The 15,475-nt window shown below is 65.3% G+C and carries 15 protein-coding genes; 9 read left to right on the top strand and 6 right to left on the bottom strand.

The features are described from left to right. Positions 1 to 3: 3 nt before the first annotated feature. The 4 genes from KNN17_RS09995 (at position 4) to KNN17_RS09980 (ending at position 3,029) form a co-directional block, all read left to right on the top strand. Positions 4 to 1,344: an RNA polymerase sigma factor gene (locus KNN17_RS09995; RefSeq protein ID WP_241708655.1), complete on the top strand. Its 1,341-nt coding sequence runs from the start codon at positions 4 to 6 to the stop codon at positions 1,342 to 1,344. Beyond that, a complete protein-coding gene (locus KNN17_RS09990; protein WP_241708654.1) occupies positions 1,341 to 1,679 on the top strand; it encodes a YciI family protein in 339 nt (112 codons plus the stop codon). The genes KNN17_RS09995 and KNN17_RS09990 overlap by 4 nt, the downstream gene beginning before the upstream one ends. 78 nt (positions 1,680 to 1,757) lie before the next feature. Then, on the top strand, positions 1,758 to 2,363 hold the full coding sequence (locus tag KNN17_RS09985; RefSeq protein WP_241708652.1) for a DUF1326 domain-containing protein: 606 nt from the start codon (positions 1,758 to 1,760) through the stop codon (positions 2,361 to 2,363). Between the two features lie 72 nt (positions 2,364 to 2,435). After that, positions 2,436 to 3,029, top strand: a complete 594-nt coding sequence (locus tag KNN17_RS09980; RefSeq protein ID WP_241708651.1) for a hypothetical protein — start codon at positions 2,436 to 2,438, stop codon at positions 3,027 to 3,029. On the opposite strand, the gene KNN17_RS09975 is transcribed toward KNN17_RS09980, so the two are convergent. The 6 genes from KNN17_RS09975 to KNN17_RS09950 all read right to left on the bottom strand — a co-directional run bounded on the left by KNN17_RS09975 (position 3,019) and on the right by KNN17_RS09950 (position 9,863). Next, entirely contained in the window at positions 3,019 to 4,731 is a 1,713-nt protein-coding gene (locus KNN17_RS09975; RefSeq protein ID WP_241708650.1) for a CocE/NonD family hydrolase, read from the bottom strand. The genes KNN17_RS09980 and KNN17_RS09975 overlap by 11 nt on opposite strands. Continuing rightward, on the bottom strand, positions 4,724 to 5,692 hold the full coding sequence (locus tag KNN17_RS09970) for an MBL fold metallo-hydrolase (RefSeq protein WP_241708649.1): 969 nt from the start codon (positions 5,690 to 5,692) through the stop codon (positions 4,724 to 4,726). The genes KNN17_RS09975 and KNN17_RS09970 overlap by 8 nt, the downstream gene beginning before the upstream one ends. Beyond that, positions 5,689 to 6,621, bottom strand: coding sequence for an alpha/beta hydrolase (locus KNN17_RS09965; protein ID WP_241708648.1), 933 nt, complete (start codon positions 6,619 to 6,621; stop codon positions 5,689 to 5,691). Before KNN17_RS09965 ends, KNN17_RS09970 begins: the two co-directional genes overlap by 4 nt. 5 nt (positions 6,622 to 6,626) lie before the next feature. After that, a complete protein-coding gene (locus KNN17_RS09960; RefSeq protein ID WP_241708647.1) occupies positions 6,627 to 7,769 on the bottom strand; it encodes an FAD-dependent oxidoreductase in 1,143 nt (380 codons plus the stop codon). A 78-nt stretch (positions 7,770 to 7,847) separates the two neighbouring features. Continuing rightward, positions 7,848 to 8,801, bottom strand: a complete 954-nt coding sequence (locus KNN17_RS09955) for a phosphotriesterase (RefSeq protein ID WP_241708646.1) — start codon at positions 8,799 to 8,801, stop codon at positions 7,848 to 7,850. A 51-nt stretch (positions 8,802 to 8,852) separates the two neighbouring features. Beyond that, positions 8,853 to 9,863, bottom strand: a complete 1,011-nt coding sequence (locus tag KNN17_RS09950; protein WP_241708644.1) for a phosphotriesterase — start codon at positions 9,861 to 9,863, stop codon at positions 8,853 to 8,855. A gap of 218 nt (positions 9,864 to 10,081) precedes the next feature. On the opposite strand from KNN17_RS09950, the gene KNN17_RS09945 reads away from it, so the two are divergent. The 5 genes from KNN17_RS09945 to KNN17_RS09925 all read left to right on the top strand — a co-directional run bounded on the left by KNN17_RS09945 (position 10,082) and on the right by KNN17_RS09925 (position 15,397). Next, on the top strand, positions 10,082 to 11,803 hold the full coding sequence (locus tag KNN17_RS09945) for an MFS transporter (RefSeq protein WP_241708643.1): 1,722 nt from the start codon (positions 10,082 to 10,084) through the stop codon (positions 11,801 to 11,803). Positions 11,804 to 11,850: 47 nt separating this feature from the next. Next, complete coding sequence (locus KNN17_RS09940; RefSeq protein WP_241708642.1) at positions 11,851 to 13,023, top strand: cytochrome P450; 1,173 nt, start codon at positions 11,851 to 11,853, stop codon at positions 13,021 to 13,023. After that, complete coding sequence (locus tag KNN17_RS09935) at positions 13,020 to 13,214, top strand: ferredoxin (RefSeq protein ID WP_241708636.1); 195 nt, start codon at positions 13,020 to 13,022, stop codon at positions 13,212 to 13,214. Before KNN17_RS09940 ends, KNN17_RS09935 begins: the two co-directional genes overlap by 4 nt. Continuing rightward, positions 13,211 to 14,377 carry an NAD(P)/FAD-dependent oxidoreductase gene (locus tag KNN17_RS09930; RefSeq protein ID WP_241708633.1) on the top strand — a complete coding sequence of 389 codons (1,167 nt, stop codon included), beginning with the start codon at positions 13,211 to 13,213 and terminating at the stop codon, positions 14,375 to 14,377. The genes KNN17_RS09935 and KNN17_RS09930 overlap by 4 nt, the downstream gene beginning before the upstream one ends. Positions 14,378 to 14,782: 405 nt before the next feature. Further along, positions 14,783 to 15,397, top strand: a complete 615-nt coding sequence (locus KNN17_RS09925) for a TetR/AcrR family transcriptional regulator (protein WP_241708632.1) — start codon at positions 14,783 to 14,785, stop codon at positions 15,395 to 15,397. The last annotated feature ends 78 nt before the right edge of the window (positions 15,398 to 15,475 follow it).

Raw genomic sequence — 15,475 nt, 5'->3', positions numbered from 1 at the left:
GACGTGGATTCAGGACTGACGGATACCCGGACCGCCGTCGAGGCAGCCTCCTCCGGGCAGACCGCGCGCATCACTGCAACCCTCATCCGCGTGACGGGCGACTGGAGCCTGGCAGAGGATTGTGTGCAGGACGCGTTTGCGAAGGCCCTCGTCGACTGGCCCGAGCACGGCATTCCGAGGAATCCCGGGGCCTGGCTGACCACTGTGGCCAGGAACAGGGCAATCGACCGGATGCGGAGTGCCGCCAGCGAAAAGAGGGCGGTCGGTGAACTAGCGATCATCGCCCAGCTCGAAAGCCTGGAAGAACGGGGTGGCATTGATCCGGGCGCGGAAGACGACCGGCTGCGCCTGATCTTCACGTGTTGCCACCCCGCCCTCCCGCTCGACGCGAGGGTTGCGTTGACGCTGCGCACCGTCGCGGGGCTGACCACGGGTGAGATTGCGCGCGCGTTCCTCGTCTCGGAGGCAACCATGTCAAAGCGGCTCGTCCGCGCACGGGCAAAGATCCGTGACGCAGGAATCCCGTATCGGGTACCGCCGCCGGAGCTGAGGGCTGAACGCACGTCCGGGGTCTTGGCGGTGCTCTATCTCATGTTCAACGAAGGCTATTCCGCCACGGGCGGTGAATCCTTGATCCGCGAGTCCCTTGCCCTGGAAGCGATACGCCTCAACCGCTTGCTCGTTTCGCTGCTCGCCGGTTCCCCGCAAGAACCGGAGGCTGCGGGTCTCCTGGCCCTCATGCTGTTCCACCACGCCAGGCGGAACACGCGAACTGACGACGCGGGGGACTTGGTGACGTTGGAGGAGCAGGACCGCGGCTTGTGGGACCACGCTGAGATTGCCGAGGCCGTTGCGCTCCTTGCCGCGGCCGAACGGCTTGGAATTTCACGCCGTTCCCGGCCGGGGAGCTACCGTGTCCAGGCCGCGATTGCGGCGTGCCATATGACCGCCCGAACCCCTGGGAGTACAGACTTCGCCCGGGTGGCCCTGCTGTACGATTCCCTGGCGCAGATTGCGCCGTCGCCGGTTGTCGAGCTCAACCGCGCTGTCGCCGTCGCGATGTCCCAAGGTCCCGAAGCCGGGCTTGACCTCATCGAGCAGTTGGACCAGTCGCGGTCGCTCGAGGGGTACTACCTTCTGCCTGCCGCGAAAGCGGACCTCCTGAGGCGGCTCGGCCGGAGGTCGGAGGCGCGGGACGAATACCAACGGGCCTGCGAACTCGCACCGTCCGAGGCGGAACGCCGCTACCTTGGCAGGCGCCTCGCGGAGACTAGTTCTGCGTCCTCGTCCTTGTCCGAACCCAAACGGAACAGCCGCACCCCTGCCATTAAGGAGAAAAAATGAAACACCTCTTGCTGATTCAAAACAACTTCGACACCTGGAACGCGCTTCCCGCGTCCGAGATCGACGCGATCATGGAGGCGCACACCTCCTTGCAAAAGGAACTCAGGGCCTCCGGAGAGTTCGTGGAGGCTCATGAATTGGGTGAGGAAGCCAAGTTCGTGAGAAACAACGGCGGCGGGCCTACGGTGACTGACGGCCCGTTCATCGAAACGAAGGAAATCGTGGCGGGCTACTACGTGGTCGACTGCGTGGACATGGCCCGGGCGGTGGAAATTGCGGGCAAGTTCGGGGAGGCCAGGCTGTGGCCGATCGAGGTACGTCCCATGGATCCGTGAGGGATCCGGAGAGCGTTGACACTGTTCCGGGCCACGAGGAGACTTTTTCTGGGGATGCCTCGTCGAAAGGAGCCCCAGATGTCGTGGCACGTCGAGGGTACGTATTTTGAGAATTGCAACTGCGACATGGTCTGCCCGTGTTCCACTTCCGGGTTGACCGCACCGGCGGACAACGATCGCTGCAACGTGGCCCTCGCCTTTCATGTGGACTCCGGTGAGGTGAACGGCGTCGACGTCGGGGGCCTGACGGTCTGCGTCGTCGCCGATACACCCGCCCTCATGAGCGACGGGGGATGGAAGATCGGCGTTCTGATGGATGCCGCTGCCTCGCCGGAGCAGGCGGAAGCGCTCGGTGGCGTCTTCGGTGGACAGTTAGGCGGACCGATGGAGGGCCTGACCCCCTTGATCGGTGAAATGGCGGGAATGGAGTCCCTGGAAATGGCCTACACCGAGGACGGGCGTTCGCACCAGGTCCGCATTGGCAGCGCCGTCGACATGGCTGTTGAGGACTTCGTGTCCCCGTTGGATGCCACCGGGCTGGGAGTGAAAGTCAGCGGAATCGGCTTCCCGGCCGACACCCTGGCGGCGGGTACCGCCAGCACGGCCCGCGTGGACGTGTTCGGGATGACCTGGGACAACGCCGGGAAGAACTCCTTCTCGGCTCCGTTTGCCTGGTCGGCCTAGGCACGGCAGGGGATAGCCGTCCATGGCGGCTCTTCCCCCGCCGTCAGCGCTCCGGGCTGCAACGGGGTAGTTATGAGTTATATCGCAGTGAGCAGGCGTACGGCTCGACGCCGCGAGTCCGAACAGGCCACGCGCCGGCTGGTTGTCATCTTGAGCATTTCGGCGGCCACGGCGTGGCTGGCTTCCGTGCTGACGGCGGCGACCACGCACGTCGTCGGCGTCGTTCACACCTACGCGCTGATCGCCCACATTCTTGCCATGGTGGTGTCCTTCGGCGCCATCCTCCTGGTGGACTGGCACGGGTTCCTGTGGCTGATTGGCAGGCGTGGACTGGCCGAGACACTCCGGCTCGACGGGTCCGCGACACCGTTGATCTGGGGTGGACTCGCCGGCCTGCTGGCGAGCGGAGTCTTCCTTGACGCCCGCCTGAGCAGCCCCTTGACGGACGTCAAGCTGCTGGCCGTGCTGGTCCTCACCTTGAACGGCATCATGCTCATCCCGCTCATGAGGCGGCTGGCACACCTGCCGCCTTCGGCATCGTTTCTGGATCTCACCCTGGGCCAACGCTTCCACATGCTCTCGTGCCTGGCCATCTCGCAGCTGTGCTGGTGGACAGCGATCGTCATCGGATTCATCAACGCCGCTTCCCAGCCACTCACGTCGTGAACGGCAAGACGAGCCGGGATGGGTGGGCGGCGTCCCGGTAGATCTTGTGCGTGACGGGGCGGCCCACCGGCAGATGAAAGGCGTCAGGCGGGAGCAGTGCGTTGTGATCGTCGGCCAGCGGCTCATTGTTGGACAGTTCAACCGTGAGGCGGTGGCCTGGTTTGAAACTGTTCGCGAACGGGTAGAGGCGCAGTACGTACTCCTCGATCGCCCCGGCCTCCACGGGCACGGACCGGGTGTGCGGGTGGTACGGGTTCCCCTCAGTGGTCCGGTCATCCAGCTCGCGGTGCGAGGCCTTGAGGTATCCAGTGGTGATCAGCTGCCGTTGCCCGTTCGGCGCGGAGTCCCAGAGCCGCAGGATGAAGTTTGTGTCGGCCTGGTCGATTTCCGCGAAGATATGGGCGGCGCCGGCGCCGATGAGTTCAGTATCCTGCTCGAACGGGTCGGTGCTCCACGAGAGGATCTCCACCTTGTCCGTTACCGTTAGCGGGGCTTGATAGAAACCATCCGGGGCTGCGTACTCGGCACCCATCGGCTCAGGCTCTTGCGACAGCTTGTGGCGAGGGCGGAAGTAGAGGGACGTGTATTCGATGTCCTTCGGCGGCCACTGCCCGGCGGTCACCACCTCGCGCGAGCCCTCCACGAAGACGCTGACGGGCGGCTCGTCCATGACCCCGTTGTCGATGCCCTTGATCCAGTAGTCGTACCACCGGAACATTTTGTCGTGCTCCTCGATGAAGGGACGCGATTGCATGGGCGGGTAGGGGCCGATGGTCAGCTTTTTCGGTCCTTTCAGCGCGCTGTACAGCTCGATGGTGCCGTCCAGGGTCCACCCGCGGCCCTGGTCGAGCTGCAGCCAGACGGGGATGTCGATGTTCGGGGCCAGCGTGATGGGGTTTCGCTCTTCGTACCATTCGCCGTCCAGCTCGTTCATGACGATGTCGAACCAGGCCTCATGGTTCTTAGGGTAGTTCAGCAGGTGGACGAGGTTCGGCCAGGCACCGATGTCCGGGTCCTCAAGGCGCATGGCGACGAGCTTCTTGAGTTCCCCTGGGGAATACGTCTCGATCATGCGGGACTTGACGTTGTCAGTGAACGCCCAGCCGGAGTCGCCTCCACGGCCCTCGCGGGCGGCACGCGGCATGAACCACATGATGCCTCCGTGGTACGTCGTTTCGTAGAAGTCGTAGTGGCCGCCGGAGACAAAGATCGCCTTGAGGTGCGGCGGACGCTCCGCGGCCGCCAGCACCTGCATGGAACCGAAGTAGGAGATGCCCACCATGCCGACGTTGCCGTCGCACCAGGGCTGCGCGGCGACCCATTCGATGAAATCGTAGGCATCCTCGCCGAGCGGGACACCGCCGGCGTTGTAGTTGCCGATGTGCTCGCCGCCCGAGAAGCCCGAGCCGCGGAGGTCGCCGATGACGTGGACGTAGTCTTCCTTCACGATCCTGGCGATGTCCCCGGCCTCGATGCAGCCGTCCCACATGGGGCTCGGCCGCCGCTGCGGGGGAGTAGTGAGGGCGAGCGCCTGCAGTTCCTTGCCGTACGGACTCAGGGCAACCAGGGCCGGCCGCGGCTTTTCTTCGGTGCCGAGGTAGGCGTCCGCCGCGAGCTCGACGCCGTCCCGCATCGGGACCCGAAGGTCCTTGCGGACAGCTATGGATTGCCCGCTGGCATTCAGCAACTGAAAGTCATCCATGAGTGGTGGTCTCCTCATCTTCGATCAAATGGTCCAGCGACGTGCGGTACCCGTGCAGGGTGGTGAAGAACGGGGAGGGCTCCAGCGTGGGATCTCCTTCGTATCCAAGCTCCTTGGCCGCGGGCGCAAAGGGGGCGTAGGGCGAGTCCGTGTCCTGCAGGCCCAACGTCAAGCTGGCACACGCCGCATTGTTGACGCGGGCCTCGATGTCCAGGCTCCCCTGGAGCGCTTCCCTGGCCTGTTCGGCGTCGAGCTCCACGCCGTAGGGCGTGCCGTCCCCGCGGCGATAGGGGTGCCCCAGGTACAAGTGCCCGGGACGGACTTCATCGCGCAGGTATTCAAGGCTCGAGCGGTAGGCGGCCGGATCCACGAACCCGGGGAAGCCGTTGGCCGCGCCGTGGACCTGGACCGCGTCGCCGACGAAGACGTCATTCTGCCCGTCGAGGACGTAAGCGACCGACCCCGGGGTGTGGCCCGGGATCGAGTGGACCGACACCGTGACGCCGCCGCCCAGCGGGATGCTCTCGCCGCCCCGCACCAGCAACGTCGGCTCCATCTCGCCCGAGATCACGGCATTCGTGGCCGCGGTGAGCTTCGCTTCGCCGTCGGGATCCTGCACATACTGCGCCCGCCCGGACAGGTATTCGTCCACATGGGCCCGGCGCGAGCGGAGCAACGGTGCGTCGGCCTCATGGATGACCACCCGGGCGCGCCGCCCGGTGAGCTCCCACAAGGCGTAGGCGCCGCCGATGTGGTCGATGTGCCCGTGCGTCAGCAGGATCCAGCGGACGTCCTCGATCCGGCGTCCGATCGCCTCCAGCGCCGGCATCATGCCTTCAGCCGGGGAGGACGCGATCCCGGTATCGACGATGGCCGGTTCGGCGGCGTCGATGAAGAAGCTATAGAGCCCGAAGCGGCCCCACGGCGAGACGAGCGGATGCACAGCGACCGGTGTCGTCATTGTCCGGCCCCCGCGTTCAGGAATTCCGCTGTCTCCTCGAATGCCCGGTAGAGCTCCGGGATCCAGGAGAAATGCTGTACGAAACCATGGTTGGCGCCGGGGTAGCGCACCACTTTCGCTTCGACGCCGGCCTGCGCCAAGCGCCGGCCGTAGAGTTCGCCCTCATCCCGGAGCGGGTCGTGCTCGGCCGTGATGACCAGCGCCGCCGGCAGTCCGGCGAGATCTTCCCGCTTCACAGGGGAGACGCGCGGGTCGCCACGGTCGGCCCCGCTCTCGAGGTAGAAGGAGTTGAAAGGCTTAAGGCCCGCTGTCTCCAGGCCGTACCCTTCGGCGTTCTCGCGCAATGAGGGGTACCGCTCGACGTCGAAGTCCAGGTCCAGTGAGGGGTAGAACAGGACTTGGTGGGTGATCCGGTTGAACCCGTCGTCGTGGGCCATCGCGGCGACGGCGGCGGCGAAGTTGCCGCCGGAGCTGTCGCCGGCGACGGCGAGGTTCTTCCCGTCCCACTTCAGGCTTCCACCCTTCCCGGCCGCCCAGAGGACCACTGCGTAGCAGTCTTCGAGCCCTGCCGGGAAGGCGGCCTCGGGGGCCAAACGATACTCCACCGAGATGACCTTGTGCCCGGTTTCCTGTGCCAAGGCCCGTGCCACGTGGTCGTGGGTGTCCAGGCTGCCCAGGAAGAAGGCGCCGCCGTGGAAGTACACCAGCAGGCCATAGGAGTCGGCCTCCATCGGCGTGTAGATCCGCACCGGGACCTCGCCCGACGGCGTCACGGCTGTGGCGTCGTCCACCGAGTACAGCGGTAGCCGCTCCGCCAGCGGCGGGACCTGGGCTGCCTCCCCGGCGCGCAGGGCGCCGGGGTCCAAGGGGGAACCATCGGGTGCCGGCAAAGTGGCCAGGACCTTGGCGATTTGCGGGTGGATGGCCATGGCTTTCAGGCCCTCCCTTCTGTTGTTGCTGGCGTGCTGGAGGGCTTTTGGGACGTAGGTTTCTGACCCGGGAAGACATCGTCGACTTCTTCCTCGCTCCAGCCTTGGCGGGAAATGCGCTGGAGCTCGTCCGTCACGGGCTTGCGGGTGGCCTGGAAGAGGGCCAGCGCCTCCTTGACCGTCTCGGCCTCGCCGAGCGCGTCGGCGAGCGCGCCTGCATCCTCGATGGCGGAGTTCGCGCCTTGTCCTTGGTGGTGCAGCATCGAGTGCGCTGCGTCACCCATGAGCACCACGGAGTCGGTGTGCCATGAGTCGACGGGGTCGATGTCGTAGACGGCACGGATGTTGACTGCGCTCATGTCGAGGCCGCGCGTGATGTTCACGATGCGCTCGTCGAATCCGCGCACGGTTTCCAGGAGGCTTTCCTTGCCTACTTCAGGCGCCCAGGTGCCGTCCGGGTTCAGTGCAGTGATGTCGAAGGACACCTGGTTCCGGTGGCGAAGCGGCAACAGATAGACCTTGGTGCCCTTGCCGATGTACATCCGAAGGTTGTCGTCGACCACCAGTCCGTGGGCGTCGTCGGCGGAGATGACCACGCGATAGGCGTGCTCTCCGGAGAACACGGGGCCCTTGTCGCTGAAGAGCTGCTCGCGCACCGCGGATTTGATGCCATCGGCACCAACCACGAGGTCTGCCTCGACAGTGTTGCCGTTGGTGAAGCTCAGCACGGAATGGCCGTCCTTTTCCTCGATCCTCTCGAGCTTGTGGCCCAGGTGCACCATTCCCTCCGGGAGCACGCCCAGCAAGGCTTCGATGAAGTCGCCGCGGTGGATGATGTAGGTGCGGGCCTGTCCGCCGAACTCCGGCCAGGTGTCCTTCATGATCGGAACACCGGTGGCCGTGAGGATTTCGAAATAGTCGCTCGGCGAGCTGACCTTCGCGATTGCGTCGAAGATGCCCCACGTGCTGAAACGGTCCATCGTGGCGGGACGCAATCCTATGCCGGCGCCGACCTCCCGCATCTGCGACGCTTGCTCATACACGTTGACGTTCGCACCGAGCAGGCTCAGGGACTTGGCCGCAGCTGCGCCGCCATACCCTGCGCCGATGATGGCGATATTGAGCTTCTTGATATCTTCAGATTTCATTGCGTGGATCACTTTCTGGACTCTTCCTTGGCCGCGGCCAAGTCTGGCGAAGCGGTAGCTTGGGGTGCCTGACCGGCGTCAGGCGTGCAGCGACAGGAAGTCGGCCGGGTTGTCTTCGAGCAGGAGTTTGAGCGTGGCGTCGTCGATTCCCGCCGCGCGCATGTCGGGGATCATGTCCTCGAAGATGTAGTTGATGGTGTGGCCCTTCACCCCCGGCCAGCCCAGCGGGCTGCAATTCGCGTCTGCCGAAACGAGGAGCTTGTCCACGTAGCCCTTGTTCACGAGGCTGACGAAGTGCTGCATGCGTTCGGCGCGCTTGCGGCCCCAAAACGGGGGATCCGGAAGCTCCAGGTCGTAGCCGAAGGTATCGAAGCCGATTCGGCCGCCCTGCTCGTAGATCCAGTCGTGCGGCGTGATCGGAGCGTTTAGCCCGTCGTCGGCGTGGCCGAAGAGCACGCGGTCCAGGGAGAGGCCCTCTTCCTTGAAGATGGACACCGCCGGTTCGGGGTCGATGGCCAGGTGAGTCAGGATCGGCGCGCCGGTGACGACGGCGGCGCGGGCCGCGGCCCGGTAGATGCGTTTGTCCAAGGATGTCATCCGTCCAACGCGGCTCACGCCGACCTTGATGACGCCGGCCTTGGCGCCGGTGTTTCCGATGCCCACCGTGAGCTCGTGGATGAAGACTTTCGCAAGGTAGTCAACGGTGGCGCGGGAAAAATGCGGCAAGGCGGTGTCGCCGCCGACGAACCCCGTGCTGGCCACAATGTGTACGCCGGTTTTCCGGGACAGAGACTTGTAATAGTCGACGTCGCGGCCGTTGCAGATACCCGTGGCATCGACGAAGGTGCCCCCGCCGTATTGCCGGAACTGCCGCAGCTTGGGCACGGTTTCTTCGTAAGCCTGTTCCGGGGTTTTCCACCATTTGGTGTCGAGTTCGGAACCGGGCATGCCGTAGCCGATGTGTTCGTGGACCGCCACGATTTCCAGTTCTTCGGCCGGGATGGTTCCCAGCACTGTGTTGACCTTGGTCATTCGTTTACCTCGGGGGTTCTCAAGCTTGTTGGGGGTGGGTCGTTGGCGTGGTTAGCGCACAGTGAGCAACCGGCGTGGATTGTCCACAAGGATGCGTCGGGAGTCCTCATCGCTCAGGCCGCAGGCCTTGAGGTAGGGCACGAACGTGGACAGCACGTGGCTGTAAGGCAGGTTGTACTCGGGGAGTCCCTTGGCCACTCCGATCGAGTTGCCGGAAAGGATGATCTTGTCGGCGTGGCCGGCGTGGACAAGCTCGAGAACCAGCGCGGTGCGTTCGTCGTCGCTGAGGTAGCCCGGATGGTCGTTCAAGCCCACGTGGTCGATCCCGACGAATGCTCCGCGGCGGGCCACCTCAAGGGCTGAGCCCGCGGCGTCCTTGCGGTCCAGTTCGCCGACAAGCACGCGCCCGGCGTCGATCTGCTCATCCAGGACGATGTCCAGATCGTGCAGGACATCGGCGCCGAAGCGGATGGAGACCGGAACGCCGGTGTCCTTGGCGGCGCGGGCGGAGCCCCGGAACAGGCTCTCCTCGGTGGGGGTCATCCCGGCACGGTCGGCGATGGTGGCAACGATGCCTGCGGGGGCGCGGCGCTCAAGCCGGGGAACCACCATCCCCTCGCTGACCTCCTTGCCGAAGAGCTCGGCGAACTTTTCGGCCGGCCACGGGGTGGGCGGGTTGGTCTGTGGCGTCAGGAAGTAGCCGCCGAGTTCTTCTTCCGGGCCCAGGCCTGTGGAAGCGACGATGTGGACGCCCGTGGACCGGGAAAGCGCCTCGTAGAGCCTGAGGTCGCGGCCGTGGAACATTCCGGTGCTGTCGACGATCGTTTGCCCGCCGTGCTCGCGGAACTCGGTGAGTTTCGCGGCCAGGGCCTTGAAGATCCCTGCCCGGTCCATGGAGATGTCCGGAGCGTATTGGGCGCCCGGGAGTACGGACAACAAGGCCTCATGGACCGCCACGACGCCGAGTTCGGCTGCGGGTACGGGACCCAGGACCGTGTTGACGGTTTGCCCGCCGGGGGCAGCAGTCTCGTCGGCGGTGTCGGCGGGGGTGGTGTGACTCACGGGGCTTCTCCCTATAGATCGGGTTCGGAATGCAGGGACGCCGCGGAGTGTGACCATGCCGTCGCTCCGTTGCGGTGCTGCCAGCATCACATTTTCCTTTACATCATGTCAAGAAAATTATCTTTTCGAATTTGTCTTGACACACTGTAAGACTTAACTCCACACTGTCTCATACAGTCCCTCTCCGCCAGATCGACCGGAACAAAGGAGTTTCATCGATGAGTCAGCCCATTTCCGTGCAGAGCCGCGGCCCTGTACGGGCCACTTTCGTCGCCGCCTACAGCGCGGTCACCCTTGCGCAGATCACCAACGCGTTGCCGGGAGCCCTGAGCGGCACGTTCGCCGTCGAATTCCACACCTCGGGCGCCGGACTGACCTGGATCGCGGGCATGTTCCTCATGGGCATTGTGGTCTTCGAGCTCAGCTGGGGACTCCTCGGCGACATGTTCGGACGCAAGAAGCTTCTCTATGCCGGCGCTGCCGTCAGCATCGTCGGCTCCGTCATGGCCGCGATGGCGCCCTCCACCGGGATGATGATCGCGGCGCAGGCCATCGGCGGGATCGGGGCCGGCATCCTGTTTCCCATTTCGCTCTCCATGATCGCGGCGATTACTCCCGACCACCGTGCCCGGGCGAAGGTCATCGCCACCTGGGCCGGATTCCTGTCACTCGGCGCGGTGATTTCCCCGGTTCTCGCGGGGTTCACGGCGCAGTTCTTCACCGTGGCGGGGCGTGGGCCCGGCGCCCCGAACACCTTCAGCGGCTGGCGGGCGGCGTATTTGATCGCGGCAGCTGTTGCCGTCGTCGTGCTTCTCATCGCGGTCCGGGCGAAAGATTCCGCGGCCGCCGAGGGGCGCAAACCGGACGTGCCCGGCCAACTCACCCTCGCCGTCGGCCTCATCGCCGTCCTGTACGCCACGGTGACGGCGGTTGACGCCGGCTTCGGCAGCGCGCAGGTGATCGCAAGCTACATCGCGGGAGGAGTCCTGCTGCTCGCCTTCGTTGTCATCGAGTCACGCACCGCGCAGCCGCTGATCCACCTCTCGCTGTTCAAGAACAGCTCCTACTCGATCACCGGCGTTGTGGCAGTCACCGGGATGTTTGCCTTCCTCGCCATCTGCTTCAGCACGAGCGTCGCCGTCAGCGGCCTGGCCTTGGCCGAGACCTGGAAGGTCGGAGTCCTGTTCGTCTTCATCCAAGGCCCGGCGTTCGCCTTCATCCCGGTTGTCGGGTGGCTCATTCACCACGTCGCTCCACGGTGGGTGCTCACGGCGGGGTTCGCTTTCATGGCCGTCTCCGGTTTCTGGCTCTCCACGTTCGCCCTCGGCACCCCGGAGACCTTCGGTGGCACCCCGTGGACGGCATTCATCCCGCCGCTGCTCTTGCTGGGTATCGGCTTCGCCCTCACGGTCGGTTCCGTGACGGCCGTGGCCATCAACACCGTCCCGGCCGGGCAAATCGGCATGGCCTCCGCCACCACGAATCTCCTGCGCGACCTTGGCTTCGCCCTTGGCCCGGTCATCGGCTCGGCCATCGCCTTCGGCATCGGAGCCACAGTCTTCGCGGGTCCCCTTGCCGGGATCCTCGGGGCGGCAGGCTTGCCCGCAGATGCCGTGGCGGGACTGGCGCACGTTCCGCCCCTGGGTTTCCTCTCAGGCTGGGATGGCGTCGTCGCCCAATTCTCCGGCCAAGCAGCGGCGGGTGGTGCACCAGCGCAGGCGGTCGACGGCATGGTCAAGGCCCTCACCGCCGCCAAGCCGCACATCCAAGGGGTCGCAGGGACGTCCCTCGGCCAAGGCTTCCAGACGGTCTACCTCTGCGCGGGCATCGCGGCCACGCTCTCCGCAGTTCTCACACTCTTCATCTCCGCGCGGTCCTCGGCGCCTGCCGCAGACGCCATGGCGGAGACCACCGAAGCAAGCGCCGAGGCCGCCGTCTAAGTCCTCCGGCACTGACCCGACCACCTACGAACCGCAAGGAGAACACCATGACTGCACCCATCGAGTCAGACATCGACATTTGGGACGACGACATCCTCGTAGACCCCTATCCCAGCTACGCTGCGCTCCGCGAGCAGGCTTCCGTGGTCCACCTTCCTCAGAACGATCTCTACGTCCTGACGCGCTACGACGCCATCCACAATGCGCTCGGCGATCCGGAGGCCTTCTCGTCCACCAGCATCGGATTCAACCCCATGGTGAACGAGGCACTTCAGGGCACCTCCCTGGCCTCCGACCCGCCGATCCACACGCAGCTCCGCGCCACGCTGTCGCAGAACCTCACCCCGCGGGCCCTCCGCGGGCTCAAAGTCGTCATCGACGAAAAGGCGGACAAACTCGTCGCCGAACTGGCCGCGAGCGGTAGCTTCGAGGCAATCGATGCCCTGGCCCGGGCATTCCCGATCGAAATCGTCGCCGACCTCATTGGCTTCAGCGGTCATGTCAAGGAGAACATGCTGCGCTGGGGCCAGGCAGCGATGCAGGTCATAGGTCCGTTGAACCAGCGCACCCAGGAGAGCTTCCCGATCGCCGGCGAACTCTACGGTTGGTGCTCATCGGTTACCGCGGACGACCTTGCTCCCGGCTCCATCGGCCGCGGCATCTTCGACGCCGAGACCCGCGGGGACATTCCGGCGGGCTCCGCGGGCCACATCATCCACCAGTACCTGGGAGCCGGCGTCGACACGACCATCGCCTCCATTGGCAACATCGTCGCGCTCTTCGGCCACCACCCCGATCAGTTCGAACTGGTGCGGGCGAACCCGGACCTGGTTCCCGCGGCCTTCGCCGAAGTGCTGCGCTATTGGGCGCCGGTCCACATTTGGGGGCGCAAGGCTACCCGCGACGTGGAGGTCGATGGAGTCACCATTCCTTCAGGCGCCCAAGTGGGCATCCTCTTCGGCGCCGGCAACAGGGATCCTCGCCACTACGCGAACCCCGACACCTTCGATGTGAAACGCAACCCCGTGGACCACCTCTCGTTCGGTTACGGACCGCATGGCTGCGCCGGCCAGGGACTCGCGAAACTCGAGGCGCATGCGATCATCGAAGCACTTGCCCGCAGGGTGAAATCCCTGACCCTCTCCGATGGGGTCCGTGAGCCAAGCAATATTACGCGGAGCTTCGAGGCGCTCCAGGTTGAAAGAGTGGTGGCGGCATGAGGATCGAACTGGACCGTCCGCGGTGCGAAGGCCACGGCCTGTGCGAAGAGGCCGCGCCCACGCTGATGCACCTGGATCTCGACGGCGAATTGGTCATCGATGTGCCGGTCGTGGAGGGGGCCGGGCTTGATGCCGCGAAGGCGGCGGTCAGGGTTTGCCCGGTCGCGGCGCTCCGATTGGCTGCGGCATGACCATGCGCAGGATCGTCGTGGTCGGCAACGGCATCGCCGGGCTCACAGCCTGCGACTCGCTGCGCGCGGCGGGCTTCGATGGCGAATTGACCGTGATAGGCGCCGAGCGCCATCAACCGTACAGCCGTCCGGCCCTGTCGAAGGCCCTGCTGCACGGTACAGAAGGGAACGGAATTGACGCTCTCCAGGCGCACGAACTTCCCGAACCCGGCCACGGGGCGATCGAACTGCTGGGCGTGAGCGCCAAGGGACTGGACGTCGACGCACGGCTGGTCCGTCTCGATGGAGGCGATGCACTGCCGTACGACGGCCTCGTCATCGCCTCCGGTTCCCGGGCGAAGCGACTCGCGGCGGGAGCGGACGGTCATGGCTCCACCCGGGAACTCACGCTGCGCACCATCGACGATGCGATCATGCTCAAGGAACGCCTTGCATCGCGTCCCTCGGTAGTCGTGATCGGCGGTGGGCCACTCGGAATGGAGGTCGCCTCGGGATGCTTGCACCTTGGCTGCGACGTCACGCTTGTCGCCGACGCCAAGCCCCTAACGCGCCAGCTTGGCGACCACCTGGCGGAGGTGTTCACCTCCGCTGCCATCCGGCGTGGAGTGCGCGTGGTTGCCGGCGGGAAAGCCCGCCTGATGGACTCCGACGACGGAGCGCGGGTTGCGCTGGCCGACGGCACCGAGCTTTCGGCGGATCTGTTGGTCACCGCCATCGGCGACGAGCCGAACACCGGCTGGTTGGCTGGCACGCCACTCCTCGTCGATGGAGGGCTGCGGGTGGACTCCCGTGGCAGGCTCCGGCCGGATATCGTCGCCGCCGGAGACGTCGCGTACTTCCCGAGCAGCCGCGGGGTACGGCGAGTGCCCTTATGGACGAGTGCCATCGACCAGGCCAAGGCTGCCGCCGTCGGACTGCTCAAGGGCGACGCGGCGCCACGGTTTACCTTCCAGCCATACTTCTGGACGGAGGCCTTCGGCTTGTCGCTCAAGTCAATCGGCTTCACGCCGGTGGCCGGCGCACCGGACTATTGCGAGCCGGGGGAGGGCCGCGACTCGATGCTCCTGCGCTGGACGAACAAGGACGGTTCCGGGACAGCGGCGGCGATCAACTATCGGATCCCGGTCCCGAAATTGCGTCGCCTGGCCGACGCCGGCCCCTAACGGAACCAGCGGTGGCGCCTCAACCCAGACGCTCGCTCACATATATGGCCAAATCGCAGGACGCGGGCTCACATCATGTGAGCGAGCGTCCGCAGAAAACACCCCAAAGGTGAGCGAGCGTCCGGGGCGGAACGGCGCAAAGGCACGACGACGGCGGAACGGAACTTCCGCCGTCGGGCCCTGACACACCGGTCCCGGCACCTACCCCCGGACGCTCGCTCACATATACGCCCGAATTCCCGGACCCCGGCTCAGATAAACCGCCAGATTCCAAGACCCTCGCTCACTTATATCGCCAAATTCCAGGACGCGGGACCATCTTTACGGCATGTCAGGCCGCTTGGCGACGTGCATCCTTTGTTCTTCCTCCGCACAATTGCCGCACACCACGGTTAGGATTGAGCCATGTCGTCGTTGCGAGAAGCCCAGAAGCAGCTGACCCGCGACATGATCGTGGAACGGGCGCTGGAGCTCTTCACCGAGAAGGGCTACGCTGCCACGACGATCGACGAGATCGCCGCTGCTGCAGGCACCACCCGCGTGACTTTTTACGCTTACTACCCCTCGCGAAGTGACCTGATGCGGGACTTCATGGCGCGCGTCAACGCCGTGCTCGACCGCGCCGACGGCCCCGACAAGGCGTCTACCGCCGTCGAACTCGTCGACGTGGTACGGGAGGGCAAGCTACCGGGCATCCTTGGCTGGCTCGAGTCGCGTGCTGCGCTCTGGCCGGTCTTCCGTCCGTACCTCGATGTGCTGGACGAAGCCGCTGCAGTCGATCGCGAAGTGCGGACCCTGGTGGATGGATGGCATCAGGAAGTGATTTCCGACATCGTCCGTGGCATGCAGCTGGCGGGGCGCTTCCCCGAAGAAACGCACCACATCCGCGGAACACTCGCCTTCACCCAGTTGGACTACGTCGCGACGCTCTGGACGCGCCGCAAGCTCGAACCACACCGCGACCACGCGCTCGAAGTCCTCGCCGACAGCTGGTACCACTTGCTCTGCGATGAAGGATAATCAAGCTCTACGCAGCTGCTCAGCTGGTCTTTGCGCTTCACAGGAGTAGCGTTTGCCTTGGCTGAGGATAGGGGTCCA

It is taken from the genome of Arthrobacter bambusae (assembly GCF_022606295.1).
GTDB lineage: Bacteria > Actinomycetota > Actinomycetes > Actinomycetales > Micrococcaceae > Arthrobacter > Arthrobacter bambusae_A.
Note: the sequence above shows the minus strand (reverse complement) of the source record. Positions and strands in the feature narration are given on the sequence as shown.

Bases quoted from the DNA above. Each gene is read 5' to 3' on its own strand.
- KNN17_RS09960 (WP_241708647.1), bottom strand. From the start codon at position 7,769: ATGAAATCTGAAGATATCAAGAAGCTCAATATCGCCATCATCGGCGCA.
- KNN17_RS09925 (WP_241708632.1), top strand. From the start codon at position 14,783: ATGTCGTCGTTGCGAGAAGCCCAGAAGCAGCTGACCCGCGACATGATC.
- KNN17_RS09985 (WP_241708652.1), top strand. From the start codon at position 1,758: ATGTCGTGGCACGTCGAGGGTACGTATTTTGAGAATTGCAACTGCGAC.
- KNN17_RS09930 (WP_241708633.1), top strand. From the start codon at position 13,211: ATGACCATGCGCAGGATCGTCGTGGTCGGCAACGGCATCGCCGGGCTC.
- KNN17_RS09935 (WP_241708636.1), top strand. From the start codon at position 13,020: ATGAGGATCGAACTGGACCGTCCGCGGTGCGAAGGCCACGGCCTGTGC.
- KNN17_RS09990 (WP_241708654.1), top strand. From the start codon at position 1,341: ATGAAACACCTCTTGCTGATTCAAAACAACTTCGACACCTGGAACGCG.
- KNN17_RS09945 (WP_241708643.1), top strand. From the start codon at position 10,082: ATGAGTCAGCCCATTTCCGTGCAGAGCCGCGGCCCTGTACGGGCCACT.
- KNN17_RS09955 (WP_241708646.1), bottom strand. From the start codon at position 8,801: ATGACCAAGGTCAACACAGTGCTGGGAACCATCCCGGCCGAAGAACTG.
- KNN17_RS09975 (WP_241708650.1), bottom strand. From the start codon at position 4,731: ATGGATGACTTTCAGTTGCTGAATGCCAGCGGGCAATCCATAGCTGTC.
- KNN17_RS09980 (WP_241708651.1), top strand. From the start codon at position 2,436: ATGAGTTATATCGCAGTGAGCAGGCGTACGGCTCGACGCCGCGAGTCC.
- KNN17_RS09965 (WP_241708648.1), bottom strand. From the start codon at position 6,621: ATGGCCATCCACCCGCAAATCGCCAAGGTCCTGGCCACTTTGCCGGCA.
- KNN17_RS09970 (WP_241708649.1), bottom strand. From the start codon at position 5,692: ATGACGACACCGGTCGCTGTGCATCCGCTCGTCTCGCCGTGGGGCCGC.
- KNN17_RS09940 (WP_241708642.1), top strand. From the start codon at position 11,851: ATGACTGCACCCATCGAGTCAGACATCGACATTTGGGACGACGACATC.